Here is a 17,607-nt window from a genome sequence, read left to right as displayed (position 1 = left end):
CCGAACGCCGCGCCCAGCTCCGGTGCTGCGGCTTTGTCGATGGGTCGGCTCTGCGCCGCCTGTCCGGACCGCTCGGCCGCAACGCCGGAATGGGATGGGGGGTCCGCCGATTCGGGACCACCGGTGGCCGGTGCTTCGGGCCGAGGCAACAGGTCGGCCCGCTGCTCGGCGGCATCCGGGGGGCGTGATTCTGGACTTGCGGACCGGGCAAGGCCGGGGGCGGGCGACGCTGCGGCGGCGGCAACCTGTGGTTCCTCGTCAGTCGATTCGGAGGCACGGGGATCGTGTGAGCCGGGCGGTGCGGCCGAACTCGGTGCCTGAGATCCGGCCCGAGGGTCGGGTGGGGTGGCCGCGCTGGGCTTTTCGGCGGTACCTTCGATTTTCGATCTGGGCGATCCCGGGGGCGGCGCGGGGGCTCCGGGGCGGGGCAGTAGGTCGGTGCGCTGCTCGGAGGAATCCTGCTGGCGTGGTTCCTGGCTCGCGGGCAGGGGTGCGCCGGAATAGCCGGGGGGTGGAGCGGACGGCTGCGGAGCGGGGGCTGCGCGGGATAGCCGGAGGCCGGTTGTGGGGCCGGGGGTTGTTGGGGCACAGGCTGTTGCGGCGCGGGGTAGGCGGGAGCCGGGTAGCCCTGGGGTGGGGCGGGGTAGTTCTGGGCGGGGTAGCCCTGCGGGGGGACCTGGTAGCCGGGGGCGGGGTAGGACTGGGGGGTTGGTAGGTGGGGGGTGTGGCCGGATAGCCCTGTTGCGGGGCGTAGCCGGGTGGGGCGGGCTGGTAGCCGGGCTGGGCGGGTGGGTAGGGGGTGGCGGGGGTGCCCATTGGTTGTGGGGGCGTGGGGATTCTGGTGTCGGTGAGGGCGCGGCGGGCGGCCTTGGCGAAGGCGGAGCAGGAGGGGAAGCGGTCGGCGGGGCGTTTGGCCATGGCCTTGGTGAGGACGGCGTCCATGGCGGGGGTGAGGCCGGGGCGGCGCAGGCTCACGGGTGGGGGGAGGAGTTGGAGGTGGCCGCGGATGAGTTCGGCAGGGTGGGGAGAGTCGTAGGGGCCGATGCCGATGAGGAGCCAGTAGAGGGCGCAGGCCAGGGAGTACTGGTCGGTTGTGTGGTCGAGGTGGGCGCCGGTCATCTGCTCCGGGGAGGCGTAGGCGAGGGTCGCGGTGAACATCCCGGCCTGGGTGAGGTGGGTGGAATCCTCGCGCAGGCGGGCGATGCCGAAATCGGAGAGGAAGACGCGTTCGCCGTGACCGGCCACGGCGCGAGCCAGAATAATGTTGGCGGGCTTGACATCCCGGTGCAGGACGCCGCGAGAGTGGGCGTAGCCGAGCGCGGCGGCCACGCCCTCGATGATCTGCACCGCGCGCTCGGGGGGCAGCGTCACCGGATTGACGCTGGCGGCGTCGATACCGTCGATGAACTGCATGGAGATCCACAGTTGATCGTGCTCGGTGCCGCGGTCGTAGACCTCGACGATATTGGGGTGGTCCAGTTGCGCGACCAGGTCCGCCTCGCGTTCGAAACGCGCGCGAATCTCCCTGTCGGCGAACAGTTCCCGGTTCAACAGCTTGAGCGCGGTCAGCCGCCCCAGGCGGGGGTGACGAGCGAGATAGACCGAGCCCATCCCGCCCTGGCCGAGCAGTCGTTCGATGGTGAAACCGGCGAACACGTCACCGCTGTTCAGCACTTACGACCCCCTTTTCGGTGACGTACGGATCCGTGAGCCTACCGTCGGCGCGCCGCCGCGCCACTGCTCCGGATCAGCCGGGGGTGACCAGTCCCGATTCATAGGCCAGCACCACCGCCTGCGCCCGATCGCGCAGATTCAGTTTGGCGAAAACCTTCGAAACATGCGTATTCACCGTCTGTTCCGCGACGAACAGGCTCTCCGCGATCTCCGCATTGGACATACCGCGCGCCACCAACTCCAGCACTTCCCGCTCGCGCGGGGTCAGCGCCGCCAGCGCCGGGGCCGGAGCGCGGCGGGTATTGCTGCGCCGCCTGGTCACATCGGCGATGAGCCGCCGCGTCACGGTGGGCGCCAGCAGTGCGTCACCCGCGGCGACCACGCGCACCGCCCGCACCAACTCCTCGGCGGGCGCGTCCTTGAGCATGAACCCGCTCGCCCCGATACCGAGCGCCTCGTAGACATAGTCGTCGATATCGAAGGTGGTGAGCATGAGCACCCGCACCGGCGGATCGAACCCGGCCGACAGAATGGCGCGCGCCGCGTCGAGCCCATTCATCTCGGGCATGCGCACATCCATGAGCACCGCATCCGGGCGGAGCCGCTTCGCTTCCGCCACAGCGATTTTCCCGTCCGCGGCATCACCGACGACACTGATATCGGGCTGGGCCGCCAGCAGCGCCCCGAAACCCGCCCGCACCATCGCCTGATCGTCGGCGATCAACACCGTTATCGCCATAGTCCCACCTCGCGCACGCCACCGAGTTTGCCATGTCGCAGGCCGCCCGGCCGACGCCATGGCAGGTTCGCACCCCGACACGCTGGTAGGAGCCGTGGCATCCGACAACGCACCCGCCACGGCGCGCCCGCAGCGGGTGTATCCGACCCCGCAACGCGGGTGGCGCTAGCGGCCCGGCTCCAGCGCCACTGCGCCGGGCTCACCCGCGAGTACCGGCACCAGCGGCAGTTCGGCGTGGACGACGAACCCGCCGTCCGGGCGCGGTGCGGCGCTGAGGGTGCCGCCGACGGCGGTGGCGCGCGCCTGCATACCGGTGAGTCCGCTGCCCGGCGTCCCGGAGGGGTCGGCCGGGCGGGAGCCGATGGCGGGACCGTTCTCGACGGTGAGGGTCAGCGCCGCGCCGCGGGCGATGTGCACGCGCACCGGCGCCCCCTGCGCATGCCGCGAGGCATTGGCGAGGGATTCCTGCACGATGCGGTAGAGCGCCAGCCCGGTCGTCTCCGGAATGCTTTCGAGGGCTCCGTCGATGGTCCAGGCGAGCGGCACGCCCGCGCGCTGCGCGCCCTCCAGCATGGCCTGCACATCGGCCGCGGTGGGCTGCGGCGCGTGCTCGGGCAGCTGGCCGTCGCTGCGCAGCACGCCCAGCAGTCCGCGGCTCTCGTTGAGCGCCGAGCGCGCGCCCGTCCCGATGGATTCGAACTCCGCCCGCGCCTCGGGGGACAGATCATTGATCCGGTACGGCGCGGTCTGCGCCTGCACCACCACCATGGACATGTGGTGGGCCACCACATCGTGCAGGTCGCGGGCGATGCGGGCCTTCTCCTCCAGAATGGCGCGCCGGGCCCGCTCCAGTTCGGTCTCCTCCTCCTGCCGGACCAGAGCCTGGCGCGAGGACACCAGCCAGCGCACCAGCAGGCCCAGCACCACCAGCCCGGTAATGGCCACCGGCCAGCCGAACCCGGCGTCGGCGAAGCTGTCGCCGGTCGCGGCCATGGTGGTGCCGAACAGCAGCGAGGTCGCCACCCACACCACGCCGACGATCTGCATGGGCGATTGCACCGCCACGGCGGCCACCAGCGCGAACAGCGCCAGAATGTGAATCACCTGGAAGGGGATCGTATTGCCCGGTTGATGCGGGATGGCCATGGCGATGAGCGCCGCCGAGCCCGCGGAGATGGCCCAGCCCAGCGCCGGATTCACCCGCACCAGCAGGATCGGGAAGGCGGCAAGACCGGCGATGAAGGGTTGGGCGGCCGCCGGGACCTGATGGGTGATGTGCAGGGTGGGCCACGCCACCGCGATGAAGATGAGCGCCACCAGCACGGTGACCGCGTCGAACCACAGTCGCGCGTTCTTCGGACGGCGCTTGGGCGCCACGGTTGTTCCGAGCATGTCTATGACAGTAGAAACCATTATGGCTCCAGACCTCATACGGCCGGGGTATCTGTCACCCCCTACCGGAGTATTACCGGCTCATCCCGCTCCCCCGGCCCGCCCATGCGGGAACGGCCCCGCAGCGGGAGGCGGCATGATCACCCCGATTTCTAGCGTCGTTGTCCATGAGAGCGATCCGTTTGGCGTCCGCCGCGACCATGCTGTTCTCCGTTGCCGTGGTGTTCGCACCCGCCACCGCCGTCGCCGCCACCGCGCCGACTCTGCCCGAAGACAGCGCCGCCCGCCGCGCCATCCTGGAATCCACTGCCGCGCACCCGGATCCGTCCGTGGCCCCCGCCGATTTCGCGGCCGAGTTCGGCTACGCCCCCGTCCTGGAGTCCGGCCTGCTGGTCAACCCCGCCGGTGGCTGCTCCTCCCCCGTGCCGCTGCCCGCCGAGTTCGAACTCGCCTGCAAGGCCCACGATTTCGGCTACGACCTGCTCCGCTACGCCGACACCCACAACCAGCCCCTCGGCCCCTGGGCCCGCCAAACCCTGGACGCCACCCTCGAACAGCGCATGCACGCTTCCTGCGCCACCCGCCCCACCGCCTTCACCCGCACCCAGTGCCAGGTCATGGCCAGCGTCGCCACCACCGCCGTGGACCTCAACTCCATCCGCCAGAACTAAGGCGTCCCCATCCACGAGGCCATGTTCGACGACACCCCCGCCACCACCCCCTCTCCCCTGCGCATAGCCGGATTTGCCCTCGCGGCAACGGGTTCCCTCGCCCTCCTGCTACTCCTCCTCGGCGCCGCCCGCACCCGCTACACCGTCGCGCCCACCCCGGCGGTCGCGTGATGACCGACATCCGCACCACCGAGGTGGCAACCCACGCCGGACCCGTGCCCGACGAGTCACCGCTCTCGCCCGCGACCGCGGCGCGCGGCCGGGGCGCGCGGGGGCTGCCGAGAATGCGTCGTACGGGAGGTGGGGTCTCGTGGCCGCGGCTGGGTACCACCGCCGGGGTGGGGCTCGGGGCGCTGGCGTCGCTGGCTCCGGGGTTGTTGCCGCGGACCGCGTCGGCGCAGGCGGTGCTGACATCGTTGCTGGTGGTGCTCGCCTTGGCCGGGGCCGGTGTCGCACAGGTTGTGTTGCACCGCTTGCGGTTCGATACATCTCGGTGGGCTCGGTTCCGGAAGCCCGCACTGGGCGTGGCCGTGGCGCTGGTGATCGCGGCCGCGCTGCGAGCGTGGCATTGGCAGAACCGGCTGCGAGATGCCATGGGGGTGGCGCGGATCGGGCCGGAGTACTGGTTCCACTGGGGCGTCGGGGTCACCTTGATCGTCGGGGTTGTCGTCGCCGTCTGGATTGGATTGCGTTGGATCGCACGGCGATTGGGGCGTGCTCGGGGGCTGGCCGCACTGACCGTTGCCGCGATTGCCACACAGCTGGTGGTGGTGCCCGCGATCGTGGATTGGCGGCAGGCGGCGTATGCGGCCGCCGATGCGCGATTCGATCCCGCTGTGGTGCGGCCGGATTCGCCGACCCGGTCGGGGAGTCCGGAGTCGGCGATCGGCTGGCCCGCGCTGGGGGCGCAGGGGCGGCGGTTCGTCGCGGCCGATCCGGGGCGCGGGGTGCGGGTGTATGTGGGCCTGCATTCCGCACCGGATCTGGATGCGCGCGTGGACCTGGCGATTCGGGAGCTGGAGCGGTCGGGCGGATACGAGCGGCGCAATCTGGTGATCACGGTGCCGACCGGATCCGGCTGGATCGACGGCGAGGCCGCCGCCGGAATCGATGAGCGGTTCGGCGGGGATGTGGCGCTGGTCGGGTTGCAGTACTCGGCCGCGCCGAGCTGGGTGACCTTCCTGTTCGGCCGCACCGCCGCCCAGGAGTCGGCCCGGGCGCTGTTCACCGCCATCGAAGAGCGGGCCGCCCGCATGCCGGATCCGCCCCGGCTGTTCGTCTACGGCCAGAGTCTCGGCGCGCTGGGCGGCAGCTCGATCTTCGCGGACGATGCCGCCCAGGATCGGCGCACCTGCGGAGTCCTGTGGGCCGGTCCGCCCGCCGGGCAGGTGCATCGCGGCGGCGCGATGGTCCTGGCCAATTCCTCCGACCCGGTGGTGCATTGGTCACCGTCGCTGCTGTGGAAACCACCGAACCTCACCGGCACGCGCCCGGATGCCCCCATCCCGCAATGGATTCCCGGCATCAGCTTCGTCCAGACCGCCGCCGACCTGCTCGGCGCCCTGGACGCGCCCTCGGGCCACGGCCACCGCTACGGCACCGATCAAGGCACCACCATCCCCGACTGTTGAAGCGCGCCTTCCTATCCCGGATATCGGGTGAACCATTCGTCGGTCGGCTCGCCGTAGGCGTTGGGTTGGGGCCGAATTCGCGGCAGAAGTCGTCGGCCAGTCGTTCGATGATCGGGGCCGCGTCCAGGCCGGAGCGCCACTGGCCGGGCACGGCGCTCACGCCGAAGCGCGCGCCGAGCAGGGCGCCGCAGACGGCTCCGGTGGAGTCGCTGTCGCCGGAGTGGTTGACCGACAACAGCACTCCATTGCGGAAGATCTGCTCCGGCGTGCCACCGGCCGATTCCGCGCACAGGGCCGCGTAGACTCCGATGGCCAGGGCCTCGGGGCCGACCACACCGGAACCCAGCGATTCCAGGACCTCCAGCGGCGGCATGGGACTGCCCAGCCGCGCCGAGCCGTGCGCCAGCCGGATGGCGGCGGCCAGGGCCTGCGAGGTCTCCTGGTGCTCGCGATGCCGGACCAGTTCGGCGCGCGCCTGCTCCACCGCCGCCCGCAGATCCAGGCCGCGGCACAGTCCGAAGACAATGGCGGCGAGGGTCCCGGCGGGCAGCCAGCCGCCCGGATTGCCATGCGTGAGCGCGCCTGCGTCACAGGCTGTTTCGAAGGCGTACTCCAGCGAGTGGGTGAACCCGAACGGCACCGCGCGCACCAGCGCCGCGCAGCCCTTGGAATCGTTGATCGGGCGATTGCGCGTCCCCAGCGGCGCGCTCGGCTGCGCCTGCGCCGCCACCCGCTGCATGGCCGAGGTGGTGGTGTGCGTCGGGCCGCGATAGCTCATCAACTCCGGATATCCGGTCAGCCCGCTGCGCAACAGCAGCGGCTGCGCGGGCACGGTGATCCCCTGCCCCTGCAACCACACCAGCAGCGACTCCTGCACCAGCCCAACGGTAATGCCTTGAATCAACCCGTCGGTGGCGTCAGCCAGGCCGCGCGCCCGCACCCGCACCGACCCCCGGATGAGCGCGTCCATGGTGAACAGCGTCAGCTGTGTCTCATCGGAGATCCTGCCCCGGAAGCTGTTTCGCTCACCGGTCACGCCCCGCGGCCCGAATCGGTGCTTGATATCGCGCAGCAGCAGCATTTCCACCGGCGCGCCCAGCGCATCGCCGACGGCGCCGCCCAGCAGGCAGCCGTGCACCAGTTCGAGATGCGCCGACACCCGCCGGATCGGATCGACCGGCGCCGGGAGCGGACGGGTATCGGTGAGCACGGGCCCGGGCGGCGGCGCCACCGCCTCCCATGCGGCCTGGGCGAATTCGGTGCAGGAGGCGTACCGCTGCTGCGGATCCTTGGCCAGCGCCCGGTCCAGTACCGCGTCCAGGGCGGGAGTCAGCTTCGGATTCAGCGAACTCGCCGGGGGCGGCGCCGCCTGCAGATGCCCGAGCATGACTGCGGCGATATTGTCCGCGTCGAAGGGCCCCGCGCCGGTCAGCAGCCGGTACAGGGTGCAGGCGAGCGAATACTGATCGGACCGGTGATCCAGCGGCACCGCGCTCAGCTGCTCCGGCGAGGCGTAGGCCAGCGTCGCGGTCAAGGTGCCGGATCGGGTGATGGGCGCATTGCCGAGCACGCGGGCAATCCCGAAGTCGCTCAGCAGGGCCTACTAGGAGAACCCGGCCCCCGCCCCGGCCGAGCGCGACAGCAGGATATTGGCGGGTTTGACATCCCGGTGCAGCACGCCCTTACCGTGCGCGTAGTCGAGCGCGGCCGCCGTCTGCAGAATGATCTTCACGACCCGTTCCGGGGTGACGGTGTCCGGCCCCAGATCCGCCCCGTCGACGCCGTCGACGTACTGCATGGCGATCCACAGCTGCTCCCCTTCGGCGCCGCGGTCGTAGACGGTGATGATGTTCGGGTGATCCAGCTGCGCCACCACATCGGCCTCGCGCTCGAATCGGATACGAGTCTCGTTGTTCCCGAACATTTCCGGATGCAACAATTTCAGCGCCGTCAGCTTCCGCAACCGAGGGTGATGCGCGGCGTACACCGATCCCATCCCGCCCCGGCCCAGTTCGCGGTCGATCACATAACCCGCGAAAACTTCCCCCGGTAGCAGCATTCCCCAATCCCTCTTATGGCGTCTAACGGCTTGCAGCCTACCCGTCCGCGCGATATCGCCGCAGCCGGACGATCCGCTCCCCCTGGTTCCGGGGGGCACCGCGGCGGCTTTGGCATCGTTTGTACCGAGACAACGTGTCTCATGACGAAAGGACTTCGATGACTCGGACATGGTTCATCACCGGCGCAAGCCGCGGGCTCGGCCGCGCGTTCACGGTCGCTGCCCTCGAGGCCGGTGACCATGTTGTGGCGACCGTGCGCGACCCGCACGCCCTGGACGATCTGGCCGCCGAGCGGCTGCTGGTGCTGCCGCTGGACGTGCGCGATCGCAAGCAGGTGTTCGACACCGTCGCGGAGGCTTACACCTTCACCGGGTCGTTCGACGTGGTGGTCAACAATGCCGGGTTCGGCCTGGTCGGCGCGATCGAGGAACTGTCCGAGGACCAGATCCGCGATCAGATGGACACCAATTTCTACGGGGCGCTGTGGGTTTCGCAGGCGGCGGTGCCATTGCTGCGCAACCAGGGGTCCGGCCACATCGTGCAGATCTCGACGGTCGGCGCGGTCGGCTCGCTGCCGCTGTTCGGGCTCTACAACGCCAGCAAGTGGGCCCTGGAGGGCTTCAGCGCCTCGCTGGCGGATGAACTGCGCCCGTTCGGCATCAAGGTCACCATCGCGCAGATGGGCGGCTTCGACACCGACTGGGCCAAGACGAGTATGAAGTTCGCCGAAGGCGATCCGGCGTATCAGGAAGTGCGCAGCGCCATCCTGGGCATGCCCGACTATCCGACCCCGGAGGTGGTCGCGGCGTACGTGGCCGAGGCGCAGGCCGCACAGGCCGAGCCCGCCGAATCCGCGGAGCCCGCCGAGGGCGAATGGATCGAAGCCGCACCAGAAGTCGGCGCGGCCGCCCTGCTGGAACTGGTGAACGATCCGAATCCGCCGCTGCGCAAGATCATCGGCCCCGGCGCGCAGACCATGGTCGCCATGGCCCTGGACCAACGCCGCCTGGACTACGCCACCGACCCGGAATTCACCTGGCCCGCCTGACAGGACAATTCGGCTCCCGGCCGATGAATTCCATCGGCCGGGAGCCGAATCAGCGTGTCCCGCTCGGTCGCTCGCTCAGGCGATGGGCCCGCGCGCCGCCTCGTAGGCCGCGCCGACCCGGTACAGCCGGTCGTCGGCCAGCGCCGGGGCCATGATCTGCAGGCCCACCGGCAGCCCGTCGTCCGCGCTCAGCCCGGACGGCACCGACATGGCGCAATGCCCGGCCAGGTTGGTCGGCAGCGTGCACAGATCCGACAGGTACATGGCGAGCGGATCGTTGACCTTCTCGCCCAGCTTCCACGGCGTGAACGGGCTGGTCGGCGAGACCAGCACGTCGACGGTCTCGTAGGCCCGGTCGAAGTCCTGCGCGATGAGCGTGCGCACCTTGAGAGCCTGGCCGTAGTAGGCGTCGTAGTAGCCCGCCGACAGCGCGTAGGTGCCGATCATGATGCGGCGCTTGACCTCCGGGCCGAATCCGGCCTCGCGGCTGAGCGACATGACCTGATCCGCGCTGTGCGTGCCGTCGTCGCCGACGCGCAGCCCGTAGCGCATGGCATCGAAGCGCGCCAGGTTCGACGACACCTCCGACGGCATGACCAGGTAGTACGCCGAGAGCGCGTGCTCGAAGTTGGGGCAGGACACCTCGATGACCTCGGCGCCCAGCTCCTCGAGCTGCGCGACGGCGGCATCGAAGGAATTGATGACGCCCGGCTGGTAGGAGTCCGAGTGCAGCTCCCGCACGACGCCGACCTTCACGCCGGTCAGATCGCCCTTGGCGCCCTCGCGCGCGGCGGCCACGACCGGGGCCACCGGCACATTGCGGGAGGTGGAGTCGCGCGGGTCGTATCCGGCGATGACCTCGTGCAGCAGCGCGGTGTCGAGCACGGTGCGCCCGCACGGCCCGCCCTGATCCAGCGAGGACGCGCAGGCGACCAAGCCGAAGCGGGACACGGTGCCGTAGGTCGGCTTGGTGCCGACGGTCGCGGTGACCGCGGCGGGCTGGCGAATGGAACCGCCGGTATCGGTGCCGATGGCCAGGGGCGCCTGGTAGGAGGCCAGCGCCGCAGCCGAACCGCCGCCGGAGCCGCCCGGAATCCGCTCCTTGTCCCACGGGTTGCGGGTGGGGCCGTAGGCGGAGTTCTCGGTGGAGGAGCCCATGGCGAGCTCGTCCATATTGGTCTTGCCGAGAATCGGGACGCCCGCCTCGCGCAGCTTGCTGGTGAGCGTCGCGTCGTAGGGCGCCACCCAGCCCTCGAGAATCTTCGACCCGCAGGTGGTCGGCATATCCGTGGTGGTGAAAACGTCCTTGAGCGCCAAGGGAACACCGGCCAGCGGCGAGGCCGTCCGGCCCGCGGCAATGGCTTGATCGACCTCGGCGGCGGTCACCAGGGCCTGCTCACCGGCGACGTGCAGGAAGGCGTTGATCTCCCCGTCGACCTCGGCGATGCGCCGGATGTGCGCCTCGGTCACCTCGACCGAGGAGACCTCGCGGGCGTGGATCTTCTCGGCCAGCTCGACCGCGGTGAGCTTGGTCAGGTCGCTCATTCGCCCTCCCCCAGAATCTGCGGAACCATGAACCGCTGGTCCTCGACGGCCGGTGCGCCCGAGAGCGCCTCGTCCGGAGTCAGGCACGGCTGCACCGCATCCGGGCGCGTCACATTGGTCTCCGGATTCGGGGACGCGGTGGCGGGAACATCGGCGGCGACCTCGGCGATCCGCTTCACGTGGGTCAGGATCGAATCCAACTGACCGGCGTACAGATCGAGCTCGTCGTCGGTCAGGGCGAGCCGGGACAACCGGGCGAGGTGTGCGACCTCGTCCCTGGAGATGGCGGGCACCGCGGGACCCCTTTCAGCATGGTTCTAGCTTGGTGATTCGGCCGTACACAGCCTAGCGAGTCGCGACCGGCGGTCCGTGACTGGACTGTCCAGCCCCGATAGGTAACCATTCGGTAAGTGGCTCGGGTCACTCTGGTTGCTTCGATTCGATAACCGGCTACCAAGGGTGTAAGTATTGGCGAAGCCGGGTATCCACCCCAAGGTTTCGGTCGCTCGAGAGAAAAAGAGAAAGGAAGGCACGTGTCTTACTTGCTTCGCGTGCAACTTCCGGATCGGCCAGGCAGTCTCGGTTCGCTCGCGCTCGCGCTGGGTTCGGTGGGCGCGGACATCCTCTCGCTGGATGTGGTCGAACGCGGTGACGGCTTCGCGATCGACGACATAGTGGTGGAGGTACCGCCGGGGGCCTTGCCCGACACTTTGATCACGGCGGCCGAATCGCTGCACGACGTGCAGGTGGATTCGCTGCGGCCGTACTCCGGAATGCTCGATACCCATCGCGAGCTTGAGCTGATCGATCAGGTCGCCAATGCGCGCGACGATCGGCTGCAAGTGCTCGTGGACGGCGTGCCGCGCGTGCTGCGCGTCGGCTGGTCCACCGTGATCGATATCGGCCCGCAAGGCGCCTATCGCGTGGTGGGTTCGCAGAGCGCACCGTCGACCCAGGCGGGTTCGGCGCCGTGGATGCCGCTGGAGAAGCCCGCGGTCCTCGACGGCGAAGCCGACTGGGTGCCGCAACTCTGGCGGGACATGGACACCAAGCTGGCCGCCGCGCCGCTGGGCACCACCGGGAAGGCCCTGCTGCTGGGCCGCCCGGGCGGGCCGGACTTCCGGCCGTCGGAGGTCGCGCGCCTGGGCTACCTCGCGGGGATCATCGCCACGGTCCTCGGCTAACCCTCGAACTCCGGTGTCCTCGTGACACCTTGCCGCCGTTTCGCGTCGGTGCGCTCATCGCGCACCGGCGCGGAATGCTCTTCAGTTCAACGGCATCCGCATGACGGTCAGCGGCGTGCCCGCCATGGTCAGCCAATCCCGTTCCGGCACATGGGTGAAGCCGAGGCGGTCGTACATGCGGCGGGCGTCCTTCATGAGCGGCATGGTGGTGAGCACGACCGCGTCGAAGCTCTCCGCCCGCGCCGTGTCGATGACGTGGCGGACCAGAGCGGAACCGACGCCCAATCCGCGTGCGGACTTGGCCACCGCCAGCATGCGGAACTCGAGTTCGCCCGGCCGGGCGATATCGGCGAACGGCGTGCCCGGGGTCGCGAGGGTGAGCGAGCCGACGATCCGGCCCTCGTGGACCGCCACCAGAATGCGCGCGGTCTCGGCGCGGGTGTCGGTGTCGGCGAGTTCCGGAACGTAGTCGCTCTGCGGGTTGATGTACCCCTCGCCCACGTAGACGTAGACGGTGAGGGCACCGACCGCGCCGTACTCCTCGGGGGTCGCCTGCCGGATCTCGACCGCGCCGCTCATGAACCGCCTCCCGTCGTCCTCGTCTTCCAGATCATCGAACAGCAACGCCGGTGCGATATTCCGCACCGGCGTTCGCCACCACCCTAGGTCGAGATCCGGGTCAGCTATTCCGCCGGGGGCGTGACGGCCTCCGGGCCGTCCACGAGCAGCCGCTTGAAACCGTCCTCGTCGAGAATCGGGACGCCCAGCTCCTCGGCCTTGGCGGCCTTGGAGCCCGGGGCGTCGCCGATGACCACGAAGGCGGTCTTCTTGGAGACCGATCCGGAGGCTTTGCCGCCGCGCACCAGAATGGCCTCCTTCGCCCCGTCGCGGGTGAAGTCCTGCAGCGAACCGGTCACCACGATGGACAGGCCCTCGAGATTGCGCTCGATGGATTCGTCGGCCTCGTCCTCCATCCGGACCCCGGCCGCCCGCCACTTGTCGATGATGTCCAGATGCCAAGGCACGGTGAGCCATTCGCTCAGCGCTGCGGCAATGGTGGGGCCGACGCCGTCGGTGGCGGCCAGCTCCTCGATCGAGGCTTCCTGAATGCGGTCCATACTGCGGAATTCCGAGGCCAGCGCGCGGGCCGCGGTGGGACCGACGTGCCGGATGGACAGCGCGACCAGCACCCGCCACAGCGGACGGTCCTTGGCCGCATCGAGATTCGTGAGCAGGCGGTTGCCATTGGCCGAGAGGGTTCCGGCCTTGTTGGTGAACAAGGTGGTGCCGAGCAGCTTCTTCTCGTCGAGGGAGAACAGATCGCCTTCGTCGCCGATGGCCCCGGACTTCAGCAGATCGATGGCGGCCTGGTAACCCAGCGCCTCGATATCGAACGCCCCGCGTCCCGCCACATGGAATACGCGCTCCCGCAACTGCGCCGGGCAGTACTGCTGATTGGGGCAGCGGATATCGGCGTCGCCCTCCTTCTCCGGGGCGAGTTCCGTACCGCACTCGGGGCAGTGCGTGGGCATGACGAATGCGCGTTCGGCGCCGGTGCGCGCATCCACCACCGGGCCGAGCACCTCGGGAATCACGTCACCGGCCTTGCGAATGGTGACCGTATCGCCGATGAGCACGCCCTTGCGCTGCACCTCGGCGGCATTGTGCAGCGTCGCCATGGCGACGGTCGAACCGGCGACGGTGACCGGCGCCATGACCGCGAACGGCGTAACCCGGCCGGTGCGACCGACATTCACCTGAATGTCGAGCAGTTTGGTGGTGGCCTCCTCCGGCGAATACTTGTACGCGATGGCCCAGCGCGGCGCGCGCGAGGTGGCGCCCAGCCGCCGTTGCAGGGCGAAATCGTCGACCTTGACGACCTGGCCGTCGATCTCGTGCTCGATATCGTGGCGGTGCTCGCCCCAGTAGCTGATGCGATCGATCACCGCGTCCGCGCCCTGCGCCTGCACCGTATGCGCCGAGACCGGCAGCCCCCACGCCGCGAGCGCCCGGTAGGCCTCGTATTGCGATTGCGGCGCAAAGCCTTCCAGGCGGCCGAAGCCGTGGCAGATCATCTTCAACCGCCGCCGGGCCGTGACCGCCGGATCCTTCTGCCGCAGCGAGCCCGCCGCGGTATTGCGCGGATTCGCGTACGGCGCTTTGCCTTCCGCGACGATCGAAGCATTGAGGTTCTCGAAGTCGGCGAGCGTCATGAACGCTTCGCCGCGCACCTCGAGGAGTTTCGGCACCGGGAATTCGGCGGTTCCGGTGAGCTCGTGCGGAATGTCCTCGATGGTGCGGGCATTCAGCGTGACGTCCTCACCCGTGCGCCCGTCGCCGCGGGTCGCGCCGCGCACCAGCTTCCCGTCCTCGTACACCAGATTGAGCGCGACGCCGTCGATCTTCACCTCGCACACGAAGTGCGTGCCCGCCCCGGTCTCGGCCTCGACGCGCGCGATCCACGCCCGCATCTCCTCCTCGTTGAACACATTGTCCAGGGAGTACATGCGCTCCAGATGATCCACCGGCGCGAACTCGGTTGTGAAGCCGCCGCCGACCACCTGGGTCGGCGAATCGGGCGTCCGCAGGTCCGGGTGCGCCTCCTCCAGCGCCACCAGCTTCACGAACAGCTCATCGAATTGCCCGTCGGAGATGGTCGGCGCGTCCCGCACGTAGTACCGGAACTGATGCTCGCGCACCTCCTCCGCCAGCCGCTGCCACTCGACCCGCTCGTCCCCACTGGCCTGGGTGATCTCGATGCCCGATTCGCTCACAACAGGCAGACTAGCCGGTTGGACCGACACCAATGCGCGACATTCCCGCACTTCGCGCCGTGTTCCGCGGGTGGCGGGGGCCCGGGTCGGCAGGTGATCGCCCGGCACGACGCCGCGCGCCCCGCCAGCTGAAACACCCGGTGCTTGCGGGCGCTCGCGCGGATCGGATCGATGTCCGGCAGCGACCTCCGGACGGCAGCGCCGGGCCGAGGGCCACGGCCGGGCGCGCATGCGCGGCGATATCGGCTCTCGCCATTGTGACGCGGGGAACAGGGCTGCCACCCAGGGAGTTCGACCGTGTATGGACCTCGCCAAAGCAGTCGACTTCGCTCGCTCCACGCAGAACTCCGTCCTCACCACCTTGCGCCGCAACGGGCTGCCGCAGCAGTCCAATGTGAACCATTGGGTCGGCGAGGACGGGCTGATCCGCGTCTCCATCACGGCCGGGCGCGCCAAGTATGTGAACCTGTCGCGCAATCCCTGGACCGCGCTGCACATCAGCGCCCCCGACTTCTGGTCGTACGCGGTGATCGAGGGCGAGGCCGCGCTCTCTCCCGTGGCCGCCGAACGCGACGACGCTGTTGTCGAGGAGCTCATCGCCTACTACCGCGCGCTGTCGGGCGAACACCCGGACTGGGACGACTATCGCCGCGCCATGGTCGAGGATCGCCGCGTCGTGCTGAGCATCACGCCGACGCGCGCCTACGGAGCGCTTCCCTGATCGGTCACAACTGTTTCGGCGGATCGCTGTGCCGGGAACCGAAATACGGCCGCGAACCGGGGTGATCGATGGCCCAGTTGTCCGGCTTGCCCGCCGGGTAGACGACTGTAATCTGATCACCCACCGACGGCCACTGGTTCACATCCCACGCGAAACGGCCGTACACCTCGTGCGCCACCAGCGAGGGACCCGAGATGCTCCCGCTGATGGTGACGTACTGCTCCCCGGTCGCGTTCGGCCGCGGGCTCACCCCGGTCACGTACAGGGTGCCGGACTCCGGCGCGGCGATCGGCGCGCCGCTGCGACCCCGCCGGTACAGCAGGACCGTCGCCACCAGCGCGCCGCCGATCAACAGGATGAACGCGAACTCCATCATGAGCCCATGCTATGCGTCACTGCGGAGTGAGCTCCGAGGTGCCGTCGGGGGTGCGGCGCACCTGCCAGACCGTGGTGCGGGTGGCCTGGGAGCGGCCGTTGCCGCGATCGATGAGGGTGCGGTTGGCGGTGGTGAAGACCAATTGCGCGCCGTGGGTATTGGTTTCGGGGTTCTGGAACAGCTGAATGAGGCTGTCGGCCGCCTCGGGGGTCAGATTGGCGGCGATATCGTCCACGGCGAACACGCCCCCGGCGTCCAGGGCGTCGAGCATGGGCGGCAGCAGCCGCAGCATGGCCAGCGTGGCCGTGGACTCGTCGGCGATATCGAAGGCGGTGTCGATGCCCTCGTGGGTCAGGCCCAGGCCGACGCCGCGGCGGGCGACCATGCGGGAGTAGAGGGCGTCTCGGGCGGCCTCGAACATGGGGCCGATGCGGATATCGTCACCCGCGCGTTCGAAGACGATGCGTTTGCGGTTGTGCGGATGCGAATGTAGCCATTCCGCTTGCACATCGGCATTGCCGAGCCGGAAGCCGTAGGTGTACGGGCAACCCTCGGCGACGAAGTGGGCGACGAATTCCGAAGGGCGGTCGGCGAATCCGAGGTACGGGGTGCGCACCGGACCGCTGTAGGGATCCCAGCCGGTGACCGAGTTGAGGACGGCGTCGCGCATTCGGTCCAGGGCGTCGACCAGGCCGGTCTTACCGGTGGCGGCGGCGCCGTAGACGGCGGTGACGGAGGTGGCAATCGGGCCGTTGCCACGGGTGAGCCGCAACTCCTGCGGCTCGGCGAGTGAGCGGTGATTCGTCACTTGGAAACTACGCAACACCCTGCACATATTGCCGGTCGGCGGGCCGGAAAGCGATTCGCACCTATCGGACACCCCGGTTGACAGGAAACCCAACGGTTGCCTATTCTCGGATATGCAACCACAAGGTTGCCTATGGCGAAGGGGCACGGGCGAGGCATCCGATGGACGAGGTCTTCAAGGCACTGGCCGATCCCAGCCGCCGCAGGCTGCTCGACAGCCTCAACGAGCGGAACGGTCAAACCCTGCGTGACCTGTGCACCGGGCTCGATATGACCCGCCAGGCCGTGAGCAAACACCTGGCCGTGCTGGCAGCGGCCAACCTGGTGACCACGCGACGGCACGGCCGCGAAAAACTGCACTACCTCAATGCCGAACCCGTCAATGCCATCGCCGACCGCTGGATCAATCGATACGACCGCGGGCGGGTGCGCGCACTCGCCGACCTCAAATCCGTACTGGAGAGCGCGACCATGAGCGACGAATTCGTCTACACCACATACATCAAGACCACACCCGAGCAGTTGTGGCGGGCCCTGACCGATCCGGCCTTCACCGACCGGTGCTGGGGCGCGACCTTCGATACCGACTGGAAGACCGGATCCACCATGACGTGGGAGCAGTCCGGCTGGGTCAGCAAGGATCCCGAACAGGTGATCCTGGCGTCCGAGCCCTATCGGCTGCTGTCCTACACCTGGCATTCGGTGGACCGCGCCTTTGCCGACCAGTTCGGTTTCAGCGCGGACGATTTCGAGAAGATGTCCACCGAGCCGCGGTCGAAGGTGACCTTCGAGATCGAACCGCTCGGGGAGATGGTGAAGCTGACCGTCGTCCACGACGGCTTCGCCCCCGGCAGCCGCATGCTGGAGGGCGTCCGCGAGGGCTGGCCCGCCATTCTGGCGAATCTGAAAACGCTACTGGAGACCGGGGATACGATGCCCGAACCACCCGAGCAGTAGAGACGGCGGGGGCGACGACTGGGCCGTC

The 17,607-nt window shown here is 69.2% G+C and carries 16 protein-coding genes and 1 pseudogene; 7 read left to right on the top strand and 10 right to left on the bottom strand.

What is annotated here, in order from left to right; translation table 11 throughout:
• Nucleotides 1-258: 258 nt before the first annotated feature.
• The 3 genes from NC4_RS44165 to NC4_RS29335 all read right to left on the bottom strand — a co-directional run bounded on the left by NC4_RS44165 (nt 259) and on the right by NC4_RS29335 (nt 3,805).
• Nucleotides 259-1,674: a serine/threonine-protein kinase gene (locus NC4_RS44165; RefSeq protein ID WP_084529882.1), complete on the bottom strand. Its 1,416-nt coding sequence runs from the start codon at nt 1,672-1,674 to the stop codon at nt 259-261.
• A gap of 73 nt (nt 1,675-1,747) precedes the next feature.
• Nucleotides 1,748-2,413, bottom strand: coding sequence for a response regulator (locus tag NC4_RS29340; protein WP_067544609.1), 666 nt, complete (start codon nt 2,411-2,413; stop codon nt 1,748-1,750).
• Nucleotides 2,414-2,578: 165 nt separating this feature from the next.
• Nucleotides 2,579-3,805, bottom strand: coding sequence for a sensor histidine kinase (locus NC4_RS29335; protein ID WP_067544607.1), 1,227 nt, complete (start codon nt 3,803-3,805; stop codon nt 2,579-2,581).
• Nucleotides 3,806-3,972: 167 nt separating this feature from the next.
• Between NC4_RS29335 and NC4_RS29330 the strand changes: the two genes are divergently transcribed.
• Genes NC4_RS29330 through NC4_RS29325 form a run of 3 tightly spaced genes read left to right on the top strand, consistent with a single transcriptional unit; the run spans nt 3,973 to nt 6,107 of the window.
• The gene (locus NC4_RS29330) at nt 3,973-4,476 is read left to right on the top strand and encodes a phospholipase A2 (protein ID WP_157555284.1); all 504 of its coding nucleotides are present in this window, start codon (nt 3,973-3,975) and stop codon (nt 4,474-4,476) included.
• A gap of 21 nt (nt 4,477-4,497) precedes the next feature.
• Nucleotides 4,498-4,647 (top strand): hypothetical protein, encoded by a 150-nt coding sequence (locus NC4_RS40625; RefSeq protein ID WP_157555283.1) that lies wholly within the window; start codon nt 4,498-4,500, stop codon nt 4,645-4,647.
• Nucleotides 4,647-6,107, top strand: a complete 1,461-nt coding sequence (locus tag NC4_RS29325) for an alpha/beta-hydrolase family protein (RefSeq protein WP_245721998.1) — start codon at nt 4,647-4,649, stop codon at nt 6,105-6,107. Before NC4_RS40625 ends, NC4_RS29325 begins: the two co-directional genes overlap by 1 nt.
• Here the strand turns inward: NC4_RS29325 and NC4_RS45320 are convergent.
• Nucleotides 6,001-8,166 (bottom strand): annotated as a pseudogene (locus NC4_RS45320) (ADP-ribosylglycohydrolase family protein). The gene NC4_RS29325 and the pseudogene NC4_RS45320 sit on opposite strands and share 107 nt — an antisense overlap.
• 158 nt (nt 8,167-8,324) lie before the next feature.
• Between NC4_RS45320 and NC4_RS29310 the strand changes: the two are divergent.
• On the top strand, nt 8,325-9,215 hold the full coding sequence (locus NC4_RS29310) for an SDR family NAD(P)-dependent oxidoreductase (RefSeq protein WP_067544599.1): 891 nt from the start codon (nt 8,325-8,327) through the stop codon (nt 9,213-9,215).
• A gap of 75 nt (nt 9,216-9,290) precedes the next feature.
• Here the strand turns inward: NC4_RS29310 and gatA are convergent, their stop codons facing one another.
• A complete protein-coding gene (gene gatA, locus NC4_RS29305; protein ID WP_067544597.1) occupies nt 9,291-10,760 on the bottom strand; it encodes an Asp-tRNA(Asn)/Glu-tRNA(Gln) amidotransferase subunit GatA in 1,470 nt (489 codons plus the stop codon).
• A complete protein-coding gene (gene gatC / locus NC4_RS29300; protein WP_067544595.1) occupies nt 10,757-11,053 on the bottom strand; it encodes an Asp-tRNA(Asn)/Glu-tRNA(Gln) amidotransferase subunit GatC in 297 nt (98 codons plus the stop codon). Before gatC ends, gatA begins: the two co-directional genes overlap by 4 nt.
• A gap of 240 nt (nt 11,054-11,293) precedes the next feature.
• Here gatC and NC4_RS29295 point away from each other — a divergent pair, with 240 nt between their 5' ends.
• Nucleotides 11,294-11,944, top strand: a complete 651-nt coding sequence (locus NC4_RS29295) for an ACT domain-containing protein (RefSeq protein WP_067544593.1) — start codon at nt 11,294-11,296, stop codon at nt 11,942-11,944.
• Nucleotides 11,945-12,025: 81 nt separating this feature from the next.
• Here NC4_RS29295 and NC4_RS29290 read toward each other — a convergent pair whose 3' ends face one another.
• Nucleotides 12,026-12,523, bottom strand: coding sequence for a GNAT family N-acetyltransferase (locus NC4_RS29290; protein WP_067544823.1), 498 nt, complete (start codon nt 12,521-12,523; stop codon nt 12,026-12,028).
• Between the two features lie 104 nt (nt 12,524-12,627).
• A complete protein-coding gene (ligA, locus tag NC4_RS29285; RefSeq protein ID WP_067544591.1) occupies nt 12,628-14,718 on the bottom strand; it encodes an NAD-dependent DNA ligase LigA in 2,091 nt (696 codons plus the stop codon).
• A 301-nt stretch (nt 14,719-15,019) separates the two neighbouring features.
• Here ligA and NC4_RS29280 point away from each other — a divergent pair, with 301 nt between their 5' ends.
• Nucleotides 15,020-15,439: a PPOX class F420-dependent oxidoreductase gene (locus NC4_RS29280; RefSeq protein WP_067544589.1), complete on the top strand. Its 420-nt coding sequence runs from the start codon at nt 15,020-15,022 to the stop codon at nt 15,437-15,439.
• A 4-nt stretch (nt 15,440-15,443) separates the two neighbouring features.
• Here the strand turns inward: NC4_RS29280 and NC4_RS29275 are convergent, their stop codons facing one another.
• Entirely contained in the window at nt 15,444-15,815 is a 372-nt protein-coding gene (locus tag NC4_RS29275) for a hypothetical protein (protein ID WP_067544587.1), read from the bottom strand.
• Nucleotides 15,816-15,831: 16 nt separating this feature from the next.
• A complete protein-coding gene (locus NC4_RS29270) occupies nt 15,832-16,623 on the bottom strand; it encodes an AAA family ATPase (RefSeq protein ID WP_245721997.1) in 792 nt (263 codons plus the stop codon).
• A 161-nt stretch (nt 16,624-16,784) separates the two neighbouring features.
• On the opposite strand from NC4_RS29270, the gene NC4_RS29265 reads away from it, so the two are divergent.
• Complete coding sequence (locus NC4_RS29265) at nt 16,785-17,579, top strand: ArsR/SmtB family transcription factor (RefSeq protein WP_067544584.1); 795 nt, start codon at nt 16,785-16,787, stop codon at nt 17,577-17,579.
• Nucleotides 17,580-17,607 lie beyond the last annotated feature (28 nt).

Origin of the sequence: Nocardia crassostreae (genome assembly GCF_001613405.1) — a bacterium.
Lineage (GTDB): Bacteria > Actinomycetota > Actinomycetes > Mycobacteriales > Mycobacteriaceae > Nocardia > Nocardia crassostreae.
The sequence above is the reverse complement of the archived record's forward strand: the minus strand, read 5'-3'. Positions and strand labels throughout refer to the sequence as shown.